This window comes from Sphingomonas sp. DG1-23, from assembly GCF_030730875.1.
Lineage (GTDB): Bacteria > Pseudomonadota > Alphaproteobacteria > Sphingomonadales > Sphingomonadaceae > Sphingomonas.
Map to the genome: position 1 here is coordinate 21,151 of NZ_JAVAMA010000012.1, position 24,557 is coordinate 45,707.

General features: G+C 66.9%; 13 protein-coding genes. All 13 read left to right on the forward strand.

Annotated features, from left to right (window positions below; genetic code table 11):
* Window positions 1-52 precede the first annotated feature (52 nt).
* Window positions 53-496: a tRNA (adenosine(37)-N6)-threonylcarbamoyltransferase complex ATPase subunit type 1 TsaE gene (tsaE, locus tag Q9Q95_RS17550; protein ID WP_306098446.1), complete on the forward strand. Its 444-nt coding sequence runs from the start codon at window positions 53-55 to the stop codon at window positions 494-496.
* Window positions 493-1,467 (forward strand): aminoglycoside phosphotransferase family protein, encoded by a 975-nt coding sequence (locus Q9Q95_RS17555; protein WP_306098569.1) that lies wholly within the window; start codon window positions 493-495, stop codon window positions 1,465-1,467. The genes tsaE and Q9Q95_RS17555 overlap by 4 nt, the downstream gene beginning before the upstream one ends.
* Complete coding sequence (locus tag Q9Q95_RS17560; RefSeq protein ID WP_306098447.1) at window positions 1,464-2,219, forward strand: nucleotidyltransferase family protein; 756 nt, start codon at window positions 1,464-1,466, stop codon at window positions 2,217-2,219. The genes Q9Q95_RS17555 and Q9Q95_RS17560 overlap by 4 nt, the downstream gene beginning before the upstream one ends.
* 188 nt (window positions 2,220-2,407) lie before the next feature.
* A complete protein-coding gene (gene addB, locus Q9Q95_RS17565; RefSeq protein ID WP_306098448.1) occupies window positions 2,408-5,338 on the forward strand; it encodes a double-strand break repair protein AddB in 2,931 nt (976 codons plus the stop codon).
* Between the two features lie 128 nt (window positions 5,339-5,466).
* Window positions 5,467-8,889 (forward strand): double-strand break repair helicase AddA, encoded by a 3,423-nt coding sequence (addA, locus tag Q9Q95_RS17570; RefSeq protein WP_306098449.1) that lies wholly within the window; start codon window positions 5,467-5,469, stop codon window positions 8,887-8,889.
* Window positions 8,890-8,942: 53 nt separating this feature from the next.
* A complete protein-coding gene (gene trxA, locus Q9Q95_RS17575) occupies window positions 8,943-9,293 on the forward strand; it encodes a thioredoxin (protein WP_306098450.1) in 351 nt (116 codons plus the stop codon).
* Window positions 9,294-9,547: 254 nt separating this feature from the next.
* Window positions 9,548-11,923 (forward strand): GH92 family glycosyl hydrolase, encoded by a 2,376-nt coding sequence (locus Q9Q95_RS17580; protein ID WP_306098451.1) that lies wholly within the window; start codon window positions 9,548-9,550, stop codon window positions 11,921-11,923.
* An 11-nt stretch (window positions 11,924-11,934) separates the two neighbouring features.
* Complete coding sequence (locus Q9Q95_RS17585; protein ID WP_306098452.1) at window positions 11,935-13,893, forward strand: glycoside hydrolase family 2 protein; 1,959 nt, start codon at window positions 11,935-11,937, stop codon at window positions 13,891-13,893.
* 194 nt (window positions 13,894-14,087) lie between these two features.
* Window positions 14,088-17,093: a TonB-dependent receptor gene (locus tag Q9Q95_RS17590; protein WP_306098453.1), complete on the forward strand. Its 3,006-nt coding sequence runs from the start codon at window positions 14,088-14,090 to the stop codon at window positions 17,091-17,093.
* A gap of 138 nt (window positions 17,094-17,231) precedes the next feature.
* Window positions 17,232-18,293: a glycoside hydrolase family 43 protein gene (locus tag Q9Q95_RS17595; RefSeq protein ID WP_306098454.1), complete on the forward strand. Its 1,062-nt coding sequence runs from the start codon at window positions 17,232-17,234 to the stop codon at window positions 18,291-18,293.
* Window positions 18,294-18,323: 30 nt separating this feature from the next.
* Window positions 18,324-20,666 (forward strand): GH92 family glycosyl hydrolase, encoded by a 2,343-nt coding sequence (locus Q9Q95_RS17600; RefSeq protein WP_306098455.1) that lies wholly within the window; start codon window positions 18,324-18,326, stop codon window positions 20,664-20,666.
* Window positions 20,667-20,678: 12 nt separating this feature from the next.
* Window positions 20,679-22,103 carry a glycoside hydrolase family 125 protein gene (locus tag Q9Q95_RS17605; protein ID WP_306098456.1) on the forward strand — a complete coding sequence of 475 codons (1,425 nt, stop codon included), beginning with the start codon at window positions 20,679-20,681 and terminating at the stop codon, window positions 22,101-22,103.
* Between the two features lie 13 nt (window positions 22,104-22,116).
* Complete coding sequence (locus tag Q9Q95_RS17610) at window positions 22,117-24,438, forward strand: GH92 family glycosyl hydrolase (RefSeq protein ID WP_306098457.1); 2,322 nt, start codon at window positions 22,117-22,119, stop codon at window positions 24,436-24,438.
* Window positions 24,439-24,557 lie beyond the last annotated feature (119 nt).

Below are 24,557 nucleotides of genomic sequence, written 5' to 3' on the forward strand. Positions count from 1 at the left end.
ACCAGCCTGCGGCTGGTCCCCCTCCCCGAGACGAGCTCGGGGAGGTTTCTAGATGCGGCTCTCCTCTCCCGAAGATTCGCTCATGCTTGGCACGCGACTGGCGGCGCTCGTCCGTCCCGGCGATGTGATCGCGCTTTCGGGCCCGCTCGGCGCAGGCAAGACCAGCATCGCACGGGGATTGCTCGCTGCGCTCGGACTGGAGGAAGAGGCGCCGTCTCCCAGCTTCGCGATCGTCCAGCCTTATGATCCGCCGGACGTGCGGTTTCCGGTGCTGCACGTCGATCTCTACCGGATCGAGGATCCGGAAGAGGCCGAGGAATTGGGGCTCGACGATGCGCGCGACGATTCGCTGCTGATCGTCGAATGGCCCGAACGGTTCGCCGACGCATATTGGCGCGACGCGCTGTGGCTCAGCCTGGAACCCATGCCGGACGGCGCGCGCGTCTTGACAGCGAAGGTCCCGGCGGCATGGAGGGACCGATGGCTCCTGACATGAACCCGCCCGCCGCGGCGCCCGAATTTCTGATCGCCGCCGGATGGGAGGGAGCCGAGATACGGCCGCTCGCCGGCGACGCCTCGTTCCGCCGCTATTTCCGCGTGGTGCATCACGATCGCAGCGCGATCCTGATGGACGCGCCGCCGCCGCACGAAGACCCGCGGCCGTTCATTTCGATCGCGCGCTGGCTCGCCGGGCGCGGCTTCGCGGCGCCCGGGATCCTTGCCGAGGATCTGGCCGAGGGGCTGGTGCTGCTGCAGGATTTCGGTGATGCCCGGCTGCGCGAGACCGTGGATGCAGCGCCCGAGAGCGAGCTGCGGCTATACGAGGAAGCGGTCGACCTGCTGATCCGGCTGGGGCAGCACGAAGCGGCCGACCTCCGCCCCTATGATCTCGCCGAATATCAGCGCGAGGTCGGGCTGCTGCCCGAATGGTATACGCCCGCAGTCGGGCTCGAGGTCGACGTGCAGGGCTATGTCGACGCATGGGACGAGGTGCTCGCGCCGGTGCTCGCGGGTCATACGCCGGTCACGGTGCTGCGCGATTACCACGCCGAGAACATCATGCTGATCGAGGGCAGCGAGAGTTTGGGACTGCTCGACTTCCAGGATGCGCTCGCCGGCCACCCGGCCTATGATCTCGTCTCGCTGCTGCAGGACGCGCGGCGCGACGTGGCGCCCGAGCTCGAGACGGCAATGCTCGATCGCTACAAGCGCATCACCGGGGCCGGCGACAGCTTCGACATCGCCTATCACGTGCTCGGTGCGCAGCGGAACGCCAAGATCGTCGGGATCTTCACCCGTTTGTGGAAGCGCGACGGCAAGCAGCGCTATGCGGGGCTGTGTCCGCGCGTCTGGGGCTATCTCGAGCGCGACCTCGAGCATCCGGCGCTCAAGCCGGTCGCCGACTGGTTCAGCGCGCAGGTTCCCGCCGAGCTGCGCGGCGATCCGCTGGCGATCGTCGGCGAATGAGCGCGATCTATTCGCTGCGGCCGCAGCCCGATGCCGCAGTGCCCGAGACGGCGATGGTGATGGCGGCGGGACTGGGCAAACGCATGCGCCCGCTCACCGCGACGCGGCCCAAGCCCTTGGTCGAGGTGGCGGGCAAGACGCTGATCGATCATACCTTCGATCATCTCCGCAGCGCCGGGGTGAAGCGCGCGATCGTCAACGTGCATTATCTCGCCGACCAGATGGAAGCGCATCTGCGCGCGCGGACGAGCGACGTCGAGGTGCTGATCTCCGACGAGCGCAAGCGATTGATGGAGACCGGCGGCGGGATCGTCCAGGCGCGCGATCTGATCGGCGATGCGCCGTTTCTGTGCGTCAACAGCGACAATCTGTGGATCGACGGGCCGGTCGACGCAATCCGCGCCCTCGCGGCGCAGTGGGACGATGCGCGGATGGACGCGCTCCTGCTGGTGGTGCCGCTGGCGCGGGCCAATTGTCACAAGGGGCAGGGCGATTTCCGGCTCGACGCGATGGGGCAGATCACCGAACGGCGCACGCCGGGCCGGCTCGCGCCGTTCGTGTTCATCGGCGTGTCGATCCTGTCGCCGCGGCTGATCCGCGACTGGCCCGAGGGCCCGTTCTCGACGAACCTGTTCTTCAATCGCGCGCTCGAGGCGGGGCGGCTATGGGGCGTGGTCCATCAGGGGCTGTGGTTCGACGTCGGCACGCCGGCCGCGGTGGGCGCGGCGGAGGCGGTGCTGGCGGAGCTGTGACGGGGTAGCCCGGTCGCCACTAAACGTCACCCCGGCCTTGTGCCGGGAGCCACGGTGCCGCGATGGTACCCATTGAGGCTCGAGGCTGTGACCAAGCCGCGCGGTGGACCCCGGCACAAGGCCGGGGTGACGGCTTTTGAGATTCTTGACGTTGGCGTTTGCCCCTTCGGCGGCTAGCGATTGGATCAATGCCCGAACGGCTCCATCTCTACACCATCCCGCCGCACCGCGCGTTTGCCGATGCGCTGGCGATCGGGCTGATCCGGCGGTTCGGCGGCGACCCGCTCAAGCTGGCGCGCGGGCTGGTGCTGCTCCCCAACAATCGCGCCAGGCGGGCGATCCAGGACGCCTTCGTCCGCGCCAGCGAAGGCGGGCTGCTGTTGCCGCGGCTGGTCGCGGTCGGCGATCCCGAGCTCGACGAGGCGGTGTTCGACGCCGCGGGCGACGATATGCCCGTTCCCCCCGCGGTCGATCCGCTGCAGCGGCGGATGATCCTCGCGCGGCTGATCCAGGACGCGGGCTCCCCGGTCGACGCCGCCGAGGCGGTGCGCCTGGCGGGCGATCTGGCGAGCACGCTCGACCAGTTGCTGATCGAGGAAGTGCACCCGGGCGCGCTCAAGGAAATCGAGCTCAGCCAGGAATTGTCGGCGCATTGGGAACGCTCGCTGGCCTTGTTCGAAGTGGTGCTGACCCGCTGGCCGAAGGAATTGGCACGGCGCGGGCGGATCGACCTCGCCGAGCGGCGGCGGCGGCTGATCGACAAGATGGCCAAACGTTGGCGGAGCGCACCGCCCGCGGGCTTCGTCTGCGCCGCGGGCGTGGCGGCACCGGCACCGGTGTTCGCGCGGTTGCTGCGCAGCATTGCGGAGATGCCGCAGGGGATGGTGGTCCTGCCCGGACTCGCCACCGGGATCAGCGACGCGGAATGGGACGCGCTCGGGCCGCACAGGCCCGATCCGGTCACCGGACGGCGGCGGCGCAGCCTCGAAAGCCATCCGCAATATCATCTCAAATTGCTGCTCGATCGGATGGGCGTGCATCGCAGCGAGTTCGATCCGTGGCGCGTGGTCAGCGAGCATGATGCGCCGCCTGCGCGCAGCAAGGCGATCGCATCGGCGATGGCGCCGCCCGAGCTGACCTACGGCTGGACCGCATTGCCCGCCGCCGAACGGCGGCTCGACGGCGTACGCGTGCTCGAGGTCGCGACTCCGGCCGAGGAAGCGCAGGGGATCGCGCTGGCGCTGCGCGAAGTGCTCGAAAAGCCGGGGCGGACCGCGGCGCTCGTCACCCCCGATCGCGCGCTGGCGCGGCGGGTGGCGGCACATTGCGCGCGCTGGGGAATCGCAGTCGACGATTCGGCGGGGCAGCCGCTCTCGATCCTGCCGCCGGGGACTTTGCTGCTCGCGCTCGCCGATGCCGCGGCGCAGGGCTTCGCGCCATTGCCGTTGCTGACCTTGCTCAAGCATCCGTTGGTGATGGCGGAGCGGCGTGGGGAATGGCTCGAAGGCGTTCGCCTGCTCGACCGCGCGCTGCGCGGGCCGCGCCCGGCCCCGGGTCTGGCGGGGATCGACCGTCATTTCGCCGAGCAAGAGGGCAGGGACGGGCACCTGCGTCGCGCCGCCCGGCGCTGGTGGCCCGAGGCGCGGGCGCTGCTCGCACCCATGGAAGACGTGTTCGCAGGCGGCGCGCAGCCGGTTCCGGCATTGCTAGCGGCGCTGCGCGAGACTGCGCAGGCTCTGGGGGGCGATGCCCTATGGGCGCGGACCGAGGGGCGCGAGGCGGCGAACCTGCTCGATGCCGCCGAGCGCGAGGCGGCCAACGGCCCGCCGCGTGCCGAGCCCGAAGCGCTCGCGCCGATGCTGCGCACCTTGATGGAGGAAGTCGCGGTGCGGCCGCCGCAAGGCGGGCATCCGCGGCTGGCGATCCTCGGCCTGATCGAGGCGCGGCTGCAGACCGCCGATCTGATGATCCTCGCCGGACTGAACGAAGGCGTGTGGCCGGGGCTGCCCGCGCCCGATCCGTGGCTGGCGCCGCGGATCCGCGCCGAACTGGGGCTGCCGGGGCTGGAGCGCCGGATCGGGCTTTCGGCGCACGATCTCGCGGGGGCGCTGGGCGCGCCGCAGGTGTTGCTGACAAGGGCGCGAAGAGATGCCAGCGCGCCGACGATCGCCTCGCGCTTCTGGCTGCGATTGGAAGCGCTGTCGGGCGGGCTGGAGCGCGCGCGACAGATCGAGGCGTGGCTGCGCGGGATCGACGATCCCGGCGAGCATCGACCCGCCGAGCGCCCCGCGCCGCAGCCGCCGGTCGCATTGCGCCCCAAGGCCCTGTCGGTGACCGAGGTCGACCGGCTCAAGGCCGATCCCTATGCCTTTTACGCGCGGCGGATGCTGCGGCTGATGCCGCTCGACCCGGTCGATGCCGATCCGAGCGCGGCGTGGCGCGGCACCGCGGTGCACGAGGTTCTTCAGAAGTGGTTCGAACTCGACGATTGCACGCCGGATAGGTTGCGCGCGCGAGCCGAGGCCATGCTGGCGGACGAGCGGACGCACCCGATGATGCGCGCGTTATGGGCGCCGCGATTGATGGAGGCGATCGACTGGATCGCGGTCCAGATCGCCGCCGATCCGGCCCGGAAAGTGATCGCGGTGGAGAAGCGCGGCATGATCCCGTTCGCCGGGGTCGAGCTCAGCGGCACTTTCGACCGGATCGACCGGATGGGCGATGGCAGCCTCGCGATCGTCGACTACAAGACCGGCAAGCCGCCGAGCCTCGCCGCGGTGCGCGAGGGGTTCAGCCTGCAATTGGGACTGCTCGGGTTGATCGCCGAGCGTGGCGGCTATGACGGGATCACGGGCCAGGCGAAGCAATTCGAATATTGGTCGCTGTCGAAGAACAATCGCGGGGCGTTCGGCTATGTCGAGAGCCCGTGCGATCCGAAACGGCGCGACTATCTGCCGGCGGATGAATTCGTGGATCGCGCGGTGGCGCAGTTCGAGGGCGCGGCGCGGATGTGGCTGACCGGCGACGAACCGTTCACGGCGAAGCTGCACCCGGATTACGCGCCGTACGCCGAATATGACCAGCTGATGCGGCGGGATGAGTGGTATGGGCGGGATTGAGCGCATTCCGCTCACCCTCACCCTTCCGGCGCCTGCGGCGCCTCCCTCCCTCTCCCGATGGGAGAGGGAAGGGGCCCGCCCGGCGCAGCCGGGTGGGAAGGGTGAGGGTGACTTGCTGGGAAGCGTCTGTGGCTGAAATCCGCCCCCTCCATCCCCTCAAGGGCAATCAGCGCCGCGCGAGCGACCCCACGCGGCATATCTGGCTGTCCGCCTCGGCGGGGACCGGCAAGACGCAGGTGCTCGCCGCGCGGGTGTGGCGATTGCTGCTCGCCGGGGTCGATCCCGGCGCGATCCTGTGCCTGACCTTCACCAAGGCGGGCGCCGCCGAAATGTCGGAGCGGATCACCAGCCGGCTGGCGCGCTGGGTGCGGGCGAGCGACGCCGAACTGGTCGCCGATCTCGAGGCGCTGGGCGAGAGCATTTCGCCCGAGGGCCGGGCCCGCGCGCGTACCCTGTTCGCCAAGGTGCTCGATGCGCCGGGAGGCGGGATCCGCATCCAGACGATCCACAGCTTCTGCCAGTCGCTGCTCGCGGCGTTCCCGGTCGAGGCGGGGCTGGTCCCCGGCTTCCGCCCGCTCGACCAGCGCGAGGAAGCCGTGCTGGCACGCGAGGCACTGGCCGAGATGCTGGTCGATGCCGGGCGCGAGGGGCGCGTTTCGCTGATCGACGCGGTCGGCGCGCTGAGCCTGCGGCTGGGCGAGGGCAAGGCCGAGGCGTTTCTCAGGCTCTGCGCGTCGAACGCCGAGGCGATGGCGGGGCTGCCGAGCGGGATCCAGCCTTTCCTCCGCCGCGCGCTGGAATTGCCGGCTGGCGACATTGCCGCGGAGATCGAGCGCTGCTGCGCCGACGCGGATTTCGACTGCGCGGGGCTGCGCGAGATCGCCGCGATGAATGCCGCATGGGGGACCAAATCGGGGCTGGCGCGCGCCGAGGAGATCGCGATGTGGCTGACCTTGCCGCCGGGCAGGCGCGCGCTGCGGCTCGCCGATCTGCATTCGGTCTGGTCGACCGCCAAAGGCGAACCGCGCTCGTTCGGCAAGGGGCAAGCGCCGCAGGAACCCGGCTATGCCGATCTGGCGATGCGAATGCACGGGCGTTGCGGTGCGCTGCTGGGCATGAAGGTCCAGGCCGACTTCGCCGATCTGCTCGCGCGCGGGCTCGAGGCGGGTCGCGCCTATGCCGAGACCTGGGGCCGGGCGAAGCGGCGGGTGGGCGCCGTCGACTTCAACGATCTGATCGCGCGGACCGTCGCGTTGCTCGCCGAGCCCGGCATGGGCGAATGGGTGCGCTACAAGCTCGATCAGGTCACCGAGCATGTCCTGATCGACGAGGCGCAGGACACCAATCCGCAACAATGGGCGATCGTCAGCGCGATCGCCGATGAATTCTTCGCGGGCGAAGGCGCGCGCGGCGAGGTGGTGCGGACCCTGTTCACCGTCGGCGACTACAAGCAGGCGATCTTCGGCTTCCAGGGCACCGACCCGATCTATTTCCGCGCGGCGTTCGAGCGCTTCTGGCGGGCCTCGCGGGTGCAGGCGGAGTTCGATGTCGAGGCTGCCGAACTCGAATCGCTGTCTTTGACCCATAGCTTTCGCTCGACCCGGCCGGTGCTCGAATTCGTTGACGCGGCGCTGGGCGGGCTGCCCGAACCGGGGATGGGCGACCTCAGCGACGCCGAGCCGCATGCCAGCGAAGTGCCCGGGCCGGGGACGGTCACCTTGTGGCCGGCGACCGTCGAGGGCGGCAGCGATTCCGACGAGGAGGAATGGGTTGGCGACGCCATCCGAAAGCTGGCGGGCGACATTGCGCGGGCGATCAGGAAATGGCTCGCCGACGGGCTGATGCTCGAGAGCAAGGGGAGGGCGCTGCGCCCCGAGGATGTGATGATCCTCGTCAAGCGCCGCGGCGAGCTCGCCTCGCTGATCGTCGCGCGGCTCTATGCCGAGGGCGTGCCGGTGGCCGGGGTCGACCGGCTGCGGCTCAATGCGCCGCTGGCGGTGCAGGATCTGCTCGCCGCGGTGCGTTTCGTGCTCCAGCCCGAGGACGATCTGTCGCTGGCGTCGTTGCTGGTCTCGCCGCTGATCGGCTGGAGTCAGGACGATCTGATGGCCGCGGCACTGCGGCCGAAGGACCGCACGCTCTGGTCGCATCTGCGCGATGTGGCGAAGGATCGGATCGGCCCGCTCGAGGCACTGCTCAACCGCGCCGATTTCACCACGCCTTATCGCTTCCTCGAAGAGATCCTCTCCGGCCCGCTCGACGGGCGTCGGAAACTGCTGCTGCGACTGGGCGAGGAAGCGCGCGATCCGATCGAGGAATTGCTCAACGCCGCGCTCAATTTCCAGAATGTCGCGACGCCGTCGCTTCAGCGCTTCCTCGACTGGTTCGATCGCGGCGATGTCGAGATCGTCCGCGATGCGGCGCAGCCGGCGGGGGCGGTGCGCGTGATGACCGCGCACGGCGCCAAGGGGCTGCAGGCGCCGCTGGTGATCCTCGCCGACGCGACGGTCGATCCGACCCGGAGTCCGCGCGACTTCCTGCTCTGGGCGCCCGAGGATCATGCCGGGGCGCCGTTCCCGATCTTCCGCCCGCGCGCCGCCGAGCGCGGCGGGCCGCTCGCTGCGGTGCTCGAATTCGCCGACCGGCGCGAGCTGCAGGAGCATTGGCGGCTATTCTATGTCGCGGCGACGCGCGCGGAGGAGCAATTGGTGATCGCCGGCGCGCTGGGGCCGCAGGCCAAAGGAGAGGCGCCGCCCGCGAGCTGGTACGCGGCATGCGCGCGGGCGTTCGATGCGCTCGGTGTGCCCGAGGGGGAGCTGCGCGCGTTTCGCGGGACCCGGCCGTCGGCACCCGTCGCGGTCTCGGCGGGGAAAAGCGAGGCCGCGGTCGAACCTTCGGCGCTGCCCGGCTGGATCGCGCAGCCGGCGCCCGCCGAGGCGCGGCCGCCGCGTCCGCTCGCGCCGTCGTCGCTGGGCGAGGATCTCGCCGCCGATCCGCCGCCGACCCCGGCGCTGCGCGTCGCCGCCGAACGCGGGCGGCTGCTCCACGCCTTGTTCGAACGGCTGCCCGCGCTGACGCCCGATGCGCGCGCCGATGCCGCCGAACGCTGGCTGGCGGGGCCGGGCGGCGTCGAGGACGGTGCGGCACGCAGCGAAATCGCCGCGGCGGCTTTGGCGGTGATCGGGGACCCGCGGTTCGCCGAGCTCTTCGCCTCCGATGCGCTCGCCGAGGCGCCGATCGCGGCGGTGGTCGACGGGTTGGTGGTGTCGGGCACCGTCGACCGGCTGGTCGTCGGAGCGGATGTCGTGCGGGTGGTCGACTTCAAGACTGCGCGGCGCGCGCCCGCCGGCCTCGACGCGATCCCGCTTTATCATCTGCGCCAGATGGCGGCCTATGCCGCGGCGCTGACGGTGATCTTTCCCGGCAAGCGCATCGAGGCGGCGTTGCTCTACACCGCGGGGCCGACTCTCCACATCCTGCCCCCGGAAGTGCTGGCCGCGCAAAAGGCCGACTTGGTCGCGACGGAGCAAAGCTTGGGCTCGCGCGCTTGAGCCGGGACCGCCGCGCACATAGATACTGCCCAAGACCCAAGAGGAGATTTTCCATGGCCACCCAGGCTACCACCGATGCCAGCTTCGAAGCCGATGTCCTCCAGGCCGACAAGCCTGTGCTCGTGGACTTCTGGGCCGAATGGTGCGGGCCGTGCCGGATCATCGCTCCGGCGCTCGAGGAACTCGCCACCGAGCTCGGCGACAAGGTCAACATCGTCAAGCTCGACATCGACGAGAATCCCGATGCGCCGACCAAATATGGCGTGCGCGGCATCCCGACGATGATCCTGTTCAGGAACGGCCAGCCTGCCGCGACCCAGATCGGCGCGCTGCCCAAGAACGGCATCAGGCAATGGATCGAGCGCGAGCTCGACCTTGGCGGAGCGTCGGCCCAGCAGGCCTGAACCCCGCTTTCCGTTATGCGTGCACGGCCGTCCTTCGGGGCGGCCGTTTGCGTATGGGCGACTCTCGTCCTCCCCCCGCTGACGCGAGGGAGGGTTTGACCAGGCACCCCAAGCAAAACTGCGCGTCAAACCAATTGACAAAATGTTTTATTTAATCGAATTTCGCGGGGCTGACAGGTTTCGCCGCGTGGCCGGGGCCTGCTGCCGATAAAAGATCGGGTCGCAAAAGCGGCCCGCGGGAGAAGGGGTCGACGATGAAGCAGGGTGTCCGCACGCCGAATCAGGGTTCGTCGACAGGCCGCGTATCTGGCTCCCTTCTCCTGCTGGCGACCACGGCCTTGTCGTTCGCGGCGCCATTATACGCACAGCGCGCCCCGCAATCGGGCGTCGACGAAGCCAACCCGCTGGTCGGCACCGCACCGCTCGATCGGCCCGAGCTGATCGGCAACGCGCCGCCCGCGGGCGAGCCGCTATATTCGGGGCTGACATCGCCCGGCGCGCGGCTGCCGCACAGCGCGGTCGAGGCGGCGCCGGTCAACGCGAATATCGAGCTGAGCTATCCCTGGGGCGTCGCGACGCCGTATTACTACACCAATCCGACGATGATCGGCTTCACCGGCGGCGGCGGACCGACCTATGGCGCGCGCGCGACCCCGACCTTGATGCCGATCGTCGGCGACTGGACGGTCCCGCCGGTCTATACCGAGGCATATTACGACAAGGCGCGCGAGAAAGCGGCGCCGGGCTATTATTCGGTGTTCCTCGACACGTTCAGGACGAAGGTCGAGCTGACCGCGACGCAGGCGACTGCGCTGATGCGCTTCACCTTCCCGGCGACCGAGCGCGCGCATGTCATCCTCAACCTGCAGGGGCGCGGCGGCACGGTCGAGATTGTCGGCGACCGCAAGGTCCGCGGCGTCGTCGCCGCGCGCAACGACCATGAGGCGCGCGACGGGCGCTATTTCGTCGCCGAATTCTCCAAGCCGTTCAAGCGCTTCGGGGCCTTCCGCAAGTCGCCCGGCAATGCCCGCGGCTATGGCATCGGCGACAAGGAGGTGCTGCCCGATACGCGGACGATCGAGGGCGGTTTCGCGGGCTCCTATCTCGATTTCACCACTGCGCAGGGCGAGGCGGTGCTGGTCAAGATCGCGCACGGCGCCAGCTACGAGGTCGCCGAGGCGCGGCTTCGGGCCGAGAGCCCGGGCTGGGACTTCGACGGCATCCGCGGCAAGGCGCGGGCCGAATGGGCGCAATTGCTCGATCGGGTGCAGGTCAGCGGCGGCACGCCGAAGCAGCGGATGCTGTTCTATTCGACCTTGTTCCAGTCGTTTGCCAGCCCGCGGCTGGTCGCGCGCAAGGGCGAAGACTTCACCGACGGCAAGGGCAAGACCCAGACCGCGGCCTATGACCGCTACGGCCCGGTGCCGTTCTGGGATACCGGCCGCAACCAGATCGTATTGCTCGAGCTGATGGAGCCCGAGACCGTCCGCGACATCATGCGGTCCGAGCTCGACATGGCGCGCGAGCGCGGCTTCATGAACACCTCGTTCCATGCCGACAATGCGGTGTTCCTCTATCTCGGCGCGATGCGGCGCGGGATCGCGTTCGATTATGAAGCGGCCTACGAATATCTCCGCAAGAACGCCGTCGACCCCAAGGGGCCGCGCGATTTCCTCGCCGAATATGACAAGCAGGGCTGGATCTCGGACGAGATTCCGGCGGGCAATCCCAGCCCGCCTTATGCCGGCGGCAAGGCGGGCGCGGCCAAGACGCTCGAATATGCGTGGGACGATCACGCAATGGCCGAAATGGCCGAGCGGCTCGGCAAGCACGACGATGCGCGGCGGTTCCGCAAGCGCGCGGCGAATTGGCGCAACGTGTTCGACCGCTCGATCGGCTTCGTCCGCGGACGCACCGCCGACGGCAAGTGGATCAGCCCGTTCGATCCGGCCGAGCCCTATTACAACTTCATGATGAAGGAAGCGTCGGGCTGGTCGACTTTGTGGCTGGTGCCGCACGACGTGCAGGGGCTGATCGATGCGCTCGGCGGCCGCGCCGCGTTCAACGCCAAGCTCGATGAATTTTTCACCAGGCCGTACAATCCCAAGGGCATCTGCCGCGACTGCACCGGGATGATCGGCCAATATGTCCATGGCAACCAGCCCGATCAGCAGGCGCCGTTCCTCTATGCGTGGAGCGGTCAGCCGTGGAAGACGCAGGAACTGACCCGCCGCGTGCTGGGCGATCTCTATGGCAGCGACGCCAGCGGCTATGGCTATTCGGGGATGGACGATCAGGGCGCGACTTCGTCCTGGTATGCGATGGCGGCGCTCGGCTTCTATCCGGTCGATCCGTCGAGCGACGAATATATCATCGGCAGCCCGATCTTCGATCGTTCGGTGCTCCGGATGGGCAACGGCAAAGCGCTCGAGATCGTTGCGAAGAACAATTCGGCGAAGAACCTCTACATCCAGTCGGCGACGCTCAACGGCCGGCCCTGGAACAAGCCATGGTTCCGCCACGCCGATATCGCCGACGGCGCGAAGCTGGTGCTGGTGATGGGGCCGAAGCCGAACAAGGGCTGGGGCAGCGCGCCGGGCGATGCGCCGCCTTCCATGTCGCGCCGTTAAGGGGAAGATTGATGCGTACGATGATCCTGGCCTCGATGCTGGCATTCCTCCCGGCGACCGCGGTGCTTGCGCAGGAGCAAGGCGACAAGGTCTATACCGGTGCGATCACGACGCGCTGGGGCAAGGCGGTCACGCCCGAAAATGCGTGGCGCAGCTATCCGCGCCCGCAGCTTCAGCGCGACAAATGGCTGAACCTGAACGGGCTGTGGGACTATGCCATCGTCAAGGCCGGCACGCCGCAGCCGCAGCAAATGGACGGCAAGATCCTCGTGCCGTTCGCGGTCGAATCGCGCCTCTCTGGCGTCGCGCGGAAGGTCCTGCCCGAGGATCGGATCTGGTATCGCCGCGAATTCACCGTGCCTGCCGATTGGGCGGGGCAGAATGTGAAGCTCAATTTCGGCGCGGTCGATTACGAGGCGGCGGTCTGGGTCAACGGCGCATTGGTCGGCGCGCACAAGGGCGGATCGGACAGCTTCGGCTTCGACATCACCGCGGCGCTCAAGCCGGGGACCAACCAGATCATGGTGCAGGTGGCCGATCCGACCAGCGCCGGCAGCCAGCCGCGCGGCAAGCAGATCCTCGAGCCCGAGGGCATCTGGTACACCGCGTCGAGCGGGATCTGGCAGACGGTGTGGCTCGAGCCGGTGTCGAAGCTCCACATCGCCGATGTCCGCGCCACGCCGAATATCGATACCGGCGAGGTCGAAGTCGATGTCGCGTTGAGCGCGTGGGCGAACGACACCGATGCAGTGCGGCTTACCGTCCGTTCGGGTGGCCAGCCGATCGCCTCGACGATCGTCCGTGCCAATCGCCATGCCAGCATCGCCATTCCCGACGCGCATCTCTGGTCGCCCGAGGATCCGTTCCTCTACGATCTCGATGCCGAGCTGGTGACGATCAAGGATCCCTATGCCGGCAAGCCCGAACGCAACCGCGTCGCTTACGACTCGCGCTTCACGACGGGCGAGACCGAGGCCTATGCCGGCGCGCAAGTGACCGGTGCGTCGCGCGACAAGGTCAAAGCTTATTTCGCGATGCGCAAGATCTCGGTCGGCCCGGGCAGCGTCACCGGTCAGCCGATGCTGCTGCTCAACAACAAGCCCTATTTCCAGAACGGCACGCTCGATCAGGGCTGGTGGCCCGACGGGCTGCTGACCCCGCCTTCGGAAGAGGCGATGCGCTACGACCTCGAGTTCCTGAAGAAAGCCGGGTTCAACATGGTCCGGAAGCACATCAAAGTAGAGCCCGCGCGCTATTATTACGACGCCGATCATATGGGCATGCTGGTCTGGCAGGACATGCCCTCGGGCGGCGGCGAGGACCAGTTTCTCGCGGGCACCAGCCAGAGTCAGGCAGTGCTTTCGTCGGACGTGATGAGCGACCAGCAGGCCGAGCTTTCGCAAATGATCGGCGATCTGCGCGCCTTCCCGTCGATCGTGATGTGGGTGGTCAACAACGAGGGCTGGGGACAGTACGACTCCGCCACGCTGACTCGCTTCGTCAAGGGCATGGACCCCAGCCGGCTGGTCAACGCCGACAGCGGCTGGCTCGACGTCGCGTCGCGCGATTCCGACGTGCTCGACATCCACACTTACGAGGACGTGCCCAAAGTGCCGACCCGCCAGGCCGAGCGCGCGATCGTGATCGGCGAATATGGCGGGGTGGGGCGCCCGATCGACGGCCATCTCTGGCGCGCCGGCAAGCGCAACTGGAGCTATCAGGTCGCCAGAGACGCCGACGACTATCTCGCGCGCTATCGCCGCAAGTTCGAGGAGATCGTGCGGCAGGCCAAGGTCCATGGCCTGAGCGCCGCGGTCTATACCCAGACCACCGATGTCGAGGGCGAGATCAACGGCCTGCTGACCTATGATCGTGCCGTTGCCAAGGCACCGGCCGAGGCGTTTGCCGCGATGGCGAAGCCGCTGTGGGAAGGCGCGGATTCCACCGGCGCATCACCGCCGGCACCCTGATTCGAGCATCATTCGCGACTGTCGGGCGACCGGTTCCAACGGGTCGTCGGGGGCGAAACACAAACCGGCCCGATCCAATTGACAAATTGTTTTTTATATTCAGGATTGGGCGAGAGAGATCACGGCGGCATGGGCCGCGCGCGATACCAACTGCCGGAGGCGAGAACGTCGCGGCACAGGGAGGAGAGAGAGGGATGAAGTTCTACAGCAATCAACTGCGCGGTGCGTCGCGCAAGCGGATCGCCCGCGATCTGATGCTTTCGGCGAGCGTGCTGGTCGCGCTTTGCGGCACGGCACAGGCGCAGGACGCGACGGCAGTCGACAGCGCGGCGGCCGGAACCCAGGGTGCCGGCGCACCGCAGGACGCGGAGCCGCAGGCCGAGGGTCAGGAAGGCGACATCGTCGTCACCGGCTATCGCGCCTCGATCGAGCAGAGCCTGTCGCAGAAACGCAACGCCAACGCGTTCGTCGACGTGATCACCGCCGAGGACGTCGGCAAATTCCCCGACAAGAACGTCGCGGATTCGCTGCAGCGCGTGCCCGGCGTCATCATCGATCGCGATGGCGGCGAAGGTAGCCGGGTCAGCATCCGCGGGCTCAGCTCCGACCTGACGCTGACCGAGCTCAACGGCAATTTCATCGCGGGCGCCGACAGCGACGATCCCTCGCGCTCGTTCAACTATCTGCTGCTACCCTCGTCGCTGATCGGCAGCGTCGAGGTGTTCAAGTCGCCCGAAGCGCGGCTCGACGAAGGCGGCGTCGGCGGCGTCATCATCAACCACACGCGCAAGCCGTTCGACCTCGATCCCTGGTCGGGCAGCGTCTCGGCGGAAGGCACCTATTCGGACGTTACCAAGAAGGCCGAGCCGAACGTGTCGGGGCTGCTCTCGTGGCATAACGAAGACAAGACCCTCGGCTTCCTCGTCGGCGGCACCTATCAGATCCGCACCAATCGCTCGCTCAGCGCGAACAGCGACAGCTGGCACTGGTGGACCGACAACAAGGCCACCGACCCCGCGACCGACGTGGACGGCAACACCTTCGCCAACGATTCCGCGATCGACTATTGGAACGACGGCAACAATGCCGGCCAGACGACGCTGGGCGGCACGCGCTACAGCGGCTATTGGGCGCCCCAGTCGGTCAGCGAGACGATCACCGACCAGAAGCGCAAGCGCCTCGGCATCCAGGCGACGATGCAGGCGAAGCCGTTCGACAATCTCGAGATCACCGCGAACTATTTCCGGTTCCAGCTCAACGGCGACTATACGCGCAGCACGATCAAGGTCCCCGAATGGGGCTTTGGCCGGTTCTTCTCCGACGCGACGTTCGACGAGAGCGGCACGATCATGACCGGCGCGACCTTCACGGTTCCGCCCGAAGGCACCGGCTGCCGGGTGACCTTCTGCACGATGGAAACCCCGGCGCCGCAGGATACTTATGTCCGCGAGAAGACCGTCTCGAACACCTATGACGTGCGCGGCAATTGGGAACTCGGCCACCTCAACGTCGATTTCGTGTTCGGCAAGACCAAATCCACGGGCGGCCCGTCGTTCCAGTTCTTTGCCCAGGCCAAGCCGCGCAATGGCACGGTCAACGGCAATGCGCTCAGCCAGTGGAACTTCACCGATCAGTCGATCGCGATGGCATTCTCGCCCAACGTGATCCAGAACATGCTGAACGGCGTCGCGCAGATCGATCTCGGCTCGACCGGCTCGGGCTTTACCAACAGCTCGATCTCCCAGCGTTACGCGCAGGTGGACGTGACCCGGAAGTTCGACTCGAATTTCCTCGACTCGATCCAGGTCGGCGCGAAGTGGCGCGACGGCCGCATCCATCGCGAGACCGGCAAGTTCGAATGGTATTCGGACGCCGCCAATACGCTACGCTTCCAGGATACCCCGGGCGGCGCACTGGCGCTGCCGGAGATCTTCTATCCGGATTCGCTCGGCAACATCGCCGGCGGGTTCCAGACGACCGCTTTCCCGGCGATCAACATCAAGAATTACATCAACTATCTGAACAAGACCTATAGCGGGCCGGTTCGCGTTCCCGAGCCGCAGAACCTCTACAACATTCGGGAGCGGATCTGGGCCGGCTATGCTCAGGCGAACTTCAAGACGGATAATGTCCGCGGCAATATCGGCTTGCGCGTGGTCAATACCAAGCAGGACGGCACCTCGACCGACCGCATCACCTACGAGAACGAATATTGCGTGAACGGGCCCGGTGGTCCGTTCGACCCGAACAAGCCCGTGGGCGCCGACGGCAATTGCACCGTGATCCCGGAATCGCAGCGCCAGGTCCGCGTGTTCAGCCCCAATTCGGAGAGCAAGAGCTACACGGACTTCCTGCCGAGCTTCAACATTTCCTGGGACGTGACGCCGAACCTCGTGCTGCGTGCGGCGGCGTCGAAGGTCATCGCGCGCCCGGGTTATGGCGATCTGGCGGGTTCGCGCGGTCTGACGTTCAATTCGGATCCGTTCGTGTTCGATCGCGCCGAATTCGGCGCGCGGGCGGGCTGGTTCGGCAATGGCGGAAACTTCGACCTGAAGCCGTTCAGCGCGTGGCAGTATGATTTGGGCGCGGAATGGTATTTCAACCGCGGCTCGGTGCTGGGCATGACGCTGTTCCGCAAGGACGTGTCGAACTTCATCGTGCCGGTCGTGATCGATCTGGAGCAGGAAGTCGCCGGCCAGACCGTGACGGTCCAGCAATATTCGACTCAGGCGAACGGTACGAGCGCAGTGTCGCAGGGCATCGAAGTCTATGCCCAGCACACGCTGGACTTCGGCCTCGGCGCGCAGGTGAACTTCACCTATAACGACACTTCGCAGGCCGCTGTCACGCTGAACGGCACCGAGCTGGGTGAATCGGCCCTGGTCGGCAGCGCGAAGACCCAGCTCAACGCGTCGGTCTTCTACGAACACGGTCCCGTCCTGCTGCGTGCATCGTACAATCGTCGTGGCGAGGTCGTGCGCGGACTGGCTTCGGGCCTCAACGTCTATGACGACCCGTACGACCAGGTCGATCTCAACGCTGCGTTCGACGTGTTCGAGAACTTCCAGATCACCGGCTCGGTCATCAACCTGACCAAGTCGGAGCAGCGCGCGCATCTGGGCAACGACACGAAGGATCGTTTCATCTCGAACGTCTATTCGGGTCGTCGCGCCTATCTCGGCCTGTCGTACAAGTTCTGACGCGTCGCATCCGACGCACCCCGATGCCCCCCAAGGCACCTAGGAGGTGGCCCTTCCCCCGGGCCACCTCCGCTTTTGTGCGGCGGCGGCAATGCGTGCGACACAGATGCGCTTTAGAGATTTGAGAGAAGAGGCGGCATGCGGCGTATAATGCAGATCGGTATGGCGGCGGCCGCGGCGCTGCTCGTGGCGGGATCGGCGCCGGCACCCAATCCGATCGTGCCCGGCTGGTATGCCGATCCCGAGATCCACGTCTTCGCCGGGCGCTACTGGATCTATCCGACCTATTCGGATCACGGCGCGACCCCGGACGGCGTCCGGCGCTTCTCCCCCGCGCAGGAAGAGCTTCGGCGGCAGAAAATGGTGCGGCCGTCTTATGGCTTCCAGACCTTCTTCAATGCCTTTTCATCGCCCGATCTGGTCCACTGGACGAAGCACGACCATGTCTTCGACGTGAAGAACGCCGCCTGGGCGGCCTTCGCGATCTGGGCGCCTTCGGTGATCGAGGCGAACGGCAAATATTACATGTTCTTCAGCGCCAACGACATCCAGAAGGATGGCGAGACCGGCGGCATCGGCCTCGCGGTGAGCGACAAGCCCGGCGGGCCGTTCAAGGACGCGATCGGCAAGCCGCTGATCGGCAAGTTCCACAACGGCGCGCAGCCGATCGACCCCTTCGCCTTCCGCGACAAGGACGGGCAGGTCTATCTCTATTATGGCGGCTGGCAGCACTGCAACGTCGTCAAATTGAGCAAGGACCTGAGGACCGTGGTGCCGCATGCGGACGGATCGCTGTTCAAGGAAATCACGCCCCCCGGCTATGTCGAGGGCTCGTTCATGATCCTGCGCAAGGGCGTCTATTACCTGATGTGGTCCGAGGGCGGCTGGACCGGTCCCGACTACAGCGTCGCCTATGCGATGGGGCCGAGCCCCACCGGTCCGTTCAAGCCGATGGGCAAGATCCTCCAGCAGGATTTCAAGATCGCGCGCGGGGCAGGGCACCATTCGGTGGTCAACGTGCCCGGCACCGACGAATGGGTGATCGCCTATCATCGCCGCCCCTTGAGCGAGGATCGCGGCGAGCGCCGCCAGCTAGCGCTCGACCGGATGGAGTTCAATCCCGACGGCACGATCAGGCCGGTGGTGATGACCAACGAAGGCGTGCCGCCGCGCCCGATCGCCGCGCGCCATGGCCGCTGATATTGTTTCGATTTCGAGGGGAGACCTGCGTTGAAGAGTGTTGCTCGATCGCTGCGTGGCGCCGTCGCGCTTCTCGCGACCACCGGATTGTGCCTGCCCGGCGCCGCCTCCCTCGCCCAGAGTGCGCAGCAGGAATCGCTGGTCGACCTCGCCAATCCCCTGATGGGCACCGATTCCAACTACGAATTGTCCTATGGCAATACCTATCCCGCGGTCGCGGTGCCGTGGGGGATGAACTTCTGGTCGCCGGTCACCGGCGAGATGGGCAATGGCTGGGGCTATACCTATGACGCCAACAAGATCAGCGGGATCAAGCAGACCCACCAGCCCAGCCCGTGGATGAACGATTACGCCGCGTTCGAGCTGATGGCGATGACCGGCCCGGTCAAGCTCAAGCAGAAGGAACGCGCCTCGTGGTTCAGCCACAAGGCCGAGACGAGCAGGGCCTATAAATATCAGGTCTATCTCGCCGATTACGACGTCACCGCCGAAGTCGCGCCGACCAGCCGCGCCGCGCAGTTCCGCTTCACCTTCCCCGAGAGCGACGACGCCCATATCCTGCTCGACGCCTATAACGAAGGCTCGATGGTGACAGTCGACAAGGCGCGGCGGCGAATCACCGGCTATGTCCGCAACAATAGCGGCGGCGTGCCGGCCAATTTCCACAATTATTTCGTGCTCGAGTTCGACCACGACTTCACCGTCTCCCGCACCTGGGACGAGAATTGGCAGCTCCGCGACAATGCCAGGAGCGAAGGCGCGCATGTCGGCGCGGTGGTCAGCTTCAAGACGAAGAAGGGCGAGCAGGTCGGGGTCAAGGTCGCCTCTTCCTTCATCAGCCTCGAACAGGCCGAACGCAACCTCGCCCGCGAGGTCGGCGGCGACAGCTTCGACGCGACCGAGGCCAAGGCCAAGGCGGTGTGGGAGAAGGAGTTCTCGCGGATCAAGGTGAGCGATCCCGACCTCGAGAACCGCCGCATCTTCTATTCGGCGCTGTACCGGATGCTGCAATTCCCGCGCACCTTCCACGAAGTCGACGCGCAAGGGCAGACCGTCCATTACAGCCCCTATGACGGCAAGGTGCATCCCGGGCCGATGTTCACCGACAACGGTTTCTGGGACACGTGGCGCGCGGTCTTCCCGTTCTTCGCCTTGATGTATCCCGAGCAGGACAGCCAGATCATGCAGGGTCTGGTCAACACCTACAAGGAATCGGGCTGGCTGCCCGAATGGGCGAGCCCGGGGCATCGCAGCGTGATGATCGGATCCAACTCGGCGATCCTGATCGCCGACGCCTATCTCAACGGGGTGCGCGGCTTCGACGTCGAGACCCTGTACGAAGCGATGGTCAAGAACGCGACGACCTCCGAGGGCCGCCCGCGCGACGCGCGGGGCAGGGTGTTGACTGCGGTCGGCCGCGAGGGCGTCGAATATTACAACAAGCTCGGCTACGTCCCCTATGACGTCGGCATCAACGAGAATGCCGCGCGCACGCTCGAATATGCCACCGCCGATTTCGCGCTGTCGCGGCTCGCCGCGGCGCTCGGCAAGACCGAGGATGCGCGGAAATATGCCGCGCAGGCGCAGAATTACCGCAAGCTGTACGACAAGGAGAGCGGCTGGATGCGCGGGCGCAACCAGGACGGCAGCTGGTCCACGCCGTTCAACCCGCTCAAATGGGGCGACGCCTTCACCGAAGGCAATTCGCTGCATTACAGCTGGTCGGTGATGCAGGACGTGCAGGGGCTCGCCGATCTGATGGGCGGCGACAAGGCGTTCGTCGACCGGCTCGACTCGATCTTCTCGACCCCGCCGCTGTTCGACGACAGCTATTACGGCCAGACGATCCACGAGATCCGCGAGATGCAGCTCGTCAACATGGGCAATTATGCCCATGGCAACCAGCCGATCCAGCACATGACCTATCTCTACGATTGGGCCGGCGCGCCGTGGAAGACGCAGTTCCATGTCCGCGACGTGATGGCGCGGCTCTATTCGTCGGCGCCCGACGGCTATCCGGGCGACGAGGATAACGGCCAGACCTCGGCCTGGTACGTGTTCTCGGCGCTGGGCTTCTACCCGGTCACCCCGGCAGTCGGCGAATATGCGATCGGCAGCCCGTTGTTCCGCAATGTCGAGCTCAGCATGCCGAACGGCCGCAAGCTCAAGATCGAGGCGGCCAATAACGGCCCGAAAAACGTTTACATCCAGTCGGTGACGTTCAACGGCAAGCGCCACGACAAGACGTGGCTGACCCGCGAGGCGCTGCAGGCCGGCGGCACCTTGCGCTTCGAAATGGGCGCGACGCCGAACAAGCAATGGGGCGCGAGCAAGGCCGCGGCGCCTTTCTCGATGAGCGCCCCGGTCAAGTAAGGATAGAGTGAGATGAATCGTCGTGAAGTGATCGCAGGCGCAGGCACGCTCGCATTGGCGGCCGGACTGCCCGGAATGGCGTTCGCGCAGGGGCTGGTGAGCAAGCGCCCGCCCAAAGCCGAGCGCCGCTTCACCAGCAAGGCGGTCGAGGCCGAGATCGCCCGCGTGAAGAAGAAGATCGCCGATCCCGAGCTCGCCTGGCTGTTCGAGAATTGCTATCCGAACACGCTCGACACCACCGTCACGCTCGGCGAAGTCGACGGCAAGCCCGACACGTTCGTGATCACCGGCGACATCGACGCGATGTGGCTGCGCGACAGCTCGGCGCAGCTCCAGACCTATGTCCATCTGACGCCCAAGGATGCCGATCTGCGCCGGCTGTTCCACGGCGCGTTCCAGCGCCAGGCGCGCTGCATCCTCATCGATCCCTTCGCCAACGCCTATACCCGCGATCCGGCGGCCAAATCGAACCTGCCGGCGATCGACGACCGGACCGAGATGCGGCCCGGCGTCGCCGAGCGGAAATGGGAAATCGATTCGCTCTGCTATCCGATGCGGCTGGCGCATGCCTATTGGACCGCGACGCGCGACAAGGCGCCGTTCGACGATCTCTGGGCGAAGGGAATGGCGTTGGCGGTCGCGACGCTGCGCGACCAGCAGCGCAAGGATGGGCCGGGCGGCTATCGCTTCCAGCGCCGCGACACTTCGCCGACCGAGACCCTGATGTTCGGCGGTTATGGCGCGCCGACGAAGAAGGTCGGGCTGATCCATTCGGGCTTCCGTCCTTCGGATGATGCCTGCGTCTTCCCGTTCCTGATCCCGTCGAACCTGTTCGCGGTATCGGCGCTCAAGATGCTCGCGACGGTGCTGCGCGAGGCGCGCGGCGATGCCGCCGCGGCGCAGGGTGCCGAGGCGCTCGCCGCCGAGGTCCGTCAGGCGCTCGACGCGCACGGCAAGATGCCCGACGGGCAGGGCGGCGAGGTCTGGGCGTTCGAAGTCGACGGCTATGGCAATGCGATCTTCATGGACGACGCCAATGTGCCGAGCCTGTCGGCGCTGCCGCTGCTCGGCGCGGCCGACCGGACCGATCCGCTCTATCGCCGCACCGCGGCGCTCGCATGGAGCCCGCGCAATCCCTATTTCTTCGCCGGCAAGGTCGCCGAAGGGATTGGCGGGCCGCACGTCGGCATGGACATGATCTGGCCGATGTCGCTGATCACCCGCGGGCTGATGAGCGACGATCCGGGCGTGGTAGGCGAGTGCCTTCGCCGGCTCGTCGCGACGCATGGCGGCACCGGCTTCATGCACGAGAGCTTCCACAAGGACGATCCGACGAAGTTCACGCGCAGCTGGTTCGCCTGGGCCAATGGCCTGTTCGGCGACCTCGTCCTCGACATCGAGAAGCGTGCGCCCGCGCTGCTCAGCCAACGCCTTTGATCGGAATACCGAAATGATTGCCGCAAATCGTCGCCAGTTGCTCGCGGGCTCGGGGCTCGTAGCCCTTGCCTCGGCCGCGCCGGGCTTTGCGCGCGGGCAGGGCGCCGCCGCGACCAAGCCCGATCTGTTCATCGGCACCGGCGGGCATGGGCACACCTTCCCCGGCGCGTCGCTGCCGTTCGGGATGGTCCAGCTGAGCCCGGATACCGACAATAGCCGCTGGGACGCCTGTTCGGGCTATCACCGCACCGATACGTCGATCATGGGCTTCTCGCACACCCATCTCTCGGGCACCGGCATCGGCGACATGCTCGACGTGCTGGTGGTGCCGACCCGCGGGCCGCTCGAGCTCGATCCGGGCAAGCTCGACGATCCCGACAAGGGCTATCGCCAGCGTTTCTCCGCCGAGCATGCCGAGCCCGGCTATTATCGGGTCAAGCTCGAATCCGGCGTGCTCGCCGAGCTGACCGTCACCGAGCGCACCGGGCTCCACCGGTACCATTTCCCCCCGGGCGCGGGGCATATCCTGATCGATTTCGCGCATATGATCCTCGACGTGTGGGACAAGGGGACGATCGTCGACCAGGCCTCGCTGGCGATCGACGCCGACGGCATGCTCACCGGCAGCCGCCGGGTGCATCGCTGGGCCAAGGGCCGGCACATCCATTTCGCGATACAGCTGTCGCGCCGCCCGAGTCGGGTCGAGTTCTTCGGCGACGACAACAAGCCCGCGCCGAAAGATGCGAAGGCGGTCAGCGGCAACAAGCTCAAGGCGGTATTGTTCTTCGACGAGGCGGGCGGCGCTCCGATCCTCGTCAAGACCGGCATCTCGGCGATCGACGTCGCGGGTGCCAAGGCGGCGCTGGCGGGCGAGGCGCCGGGCTGGGACTTCGATCGCGCCGCCACCGCCGCGCGACGGGCCTGGGCGAAGGAGCTCGATTGCGTCCGGGTCGAGGGCGGCACCCCGGACCAGCGCACGATCATGGCGAGCGCGCTCTATCATTGCTTCCTCGCGCCGACGCTCTTCACCGATCGCGACGGCCGCTATGTCGGGATGGACCGCGAGGTGCATCGCGCGCCCGCCGACACGCCGGCGTTCAGCACCTATTCGCTATGGGACACCTATCGCGCGCTGCATCCGCTGCTGACCCTGGTGCAGCCCGAGCGCGCGGCGATGTTCACCCGCGATCTGGTCCGCCAGACCCGGCAGAGCCCCTATGGCCCGCCGGTCTGGCAGCTGCAGGGCGTCGAGACCGGCTGCATGATCGGCTGGCATTCGGTATCGGTGCTCGCCGAGGCGCATGCCAAGGGGATCAAGGCCGATTACGCCGCGGCGTGGCCCAATATCCGCCGCCGCGCCTTCGATCGGACCTTCAAGGACAGCGACGGCTCGCTCGGCCGCGGCTATTATTACGATCTCGGCTACATCCCCGCCGACAAGATCTGGGAATCGGTCAGCCGCACCCAGGAATATGCCTATGACGATTGGGCGATGGCGGTGCTCGCCGAGGCGGCGGGGGCGACGGACGACGCCACCAAATTGCGCGAACGCAGCCGGAACTATCGCAACGTGCTCGATCCCCGGACGCGCTTCGCGAAGCCCAAATTCTCGGACGGCAAATGGTGGGCGGATTACGACCCGATCCAGATCGGTCACGACGTCAAGAAGCATCGCGATTATACCGAAGCCAATGGCTGGCAGGCGACCTTCCTCAACCAGCACGACGTCCATGGCCTGATCGCGCATTTCGGCGGCGACGCGGCGTTCGAGCAGCAGCTCGACGCGCTGTTCAACGCGCCGTCGACCCTGCCCGAGAATGCGCCGCCCGACATTTCGGGGCTGGTCGGCCAATATGCGCATGGCAACGAGCCCAACCATCACGTCGCCTATCTCTATGCCTATGCCGGCGCGCCATGGAAGACGCAGGCGATGATCCGCCGTTTGTGCACCGAGATGTACAAGGCCGATCCCGACGGCGAGATCGGCAATGACGATTGCGGCCAGATGAGCGCATGGTTCGTGCTGAGTTCGCTGGGCTTCTATCCGGTCGACCCGGTGAGCGCGGTCTATGTGCTGGGCTCGCCTTTGTTCGACAAGGCCGAGGTGCGGCTGGGGCAGGGCAGGACGCTGCGCGTCGTCGCCCAGGGCAATGCTCCCGACGCGCCCTATGTGCAGTCGGTGCGCTGGAACGGCAAGCCGTGGACGAAGAACTGGATCAGCCATGCCGAGCTGGCGAAGGGCGGCGAGCTGGAGTTCGTGATGGGCCCCAAGCCCTCGCGCTTCGGTACGGCGAAAGCGGATCGCCCACCGTCGTTCGGGCGGGGGGCGGGCTAACTCCCTCTCCCGTCGGGAGAGGGAAGGGGCCCGCGCCGAAGGCGTGGGAAGGGTGAGGGCGACGACTCAGTCAGTCACCCTCACCCTTCCGCCGACTTTGTCGGCTCCCTCCCTCTCCC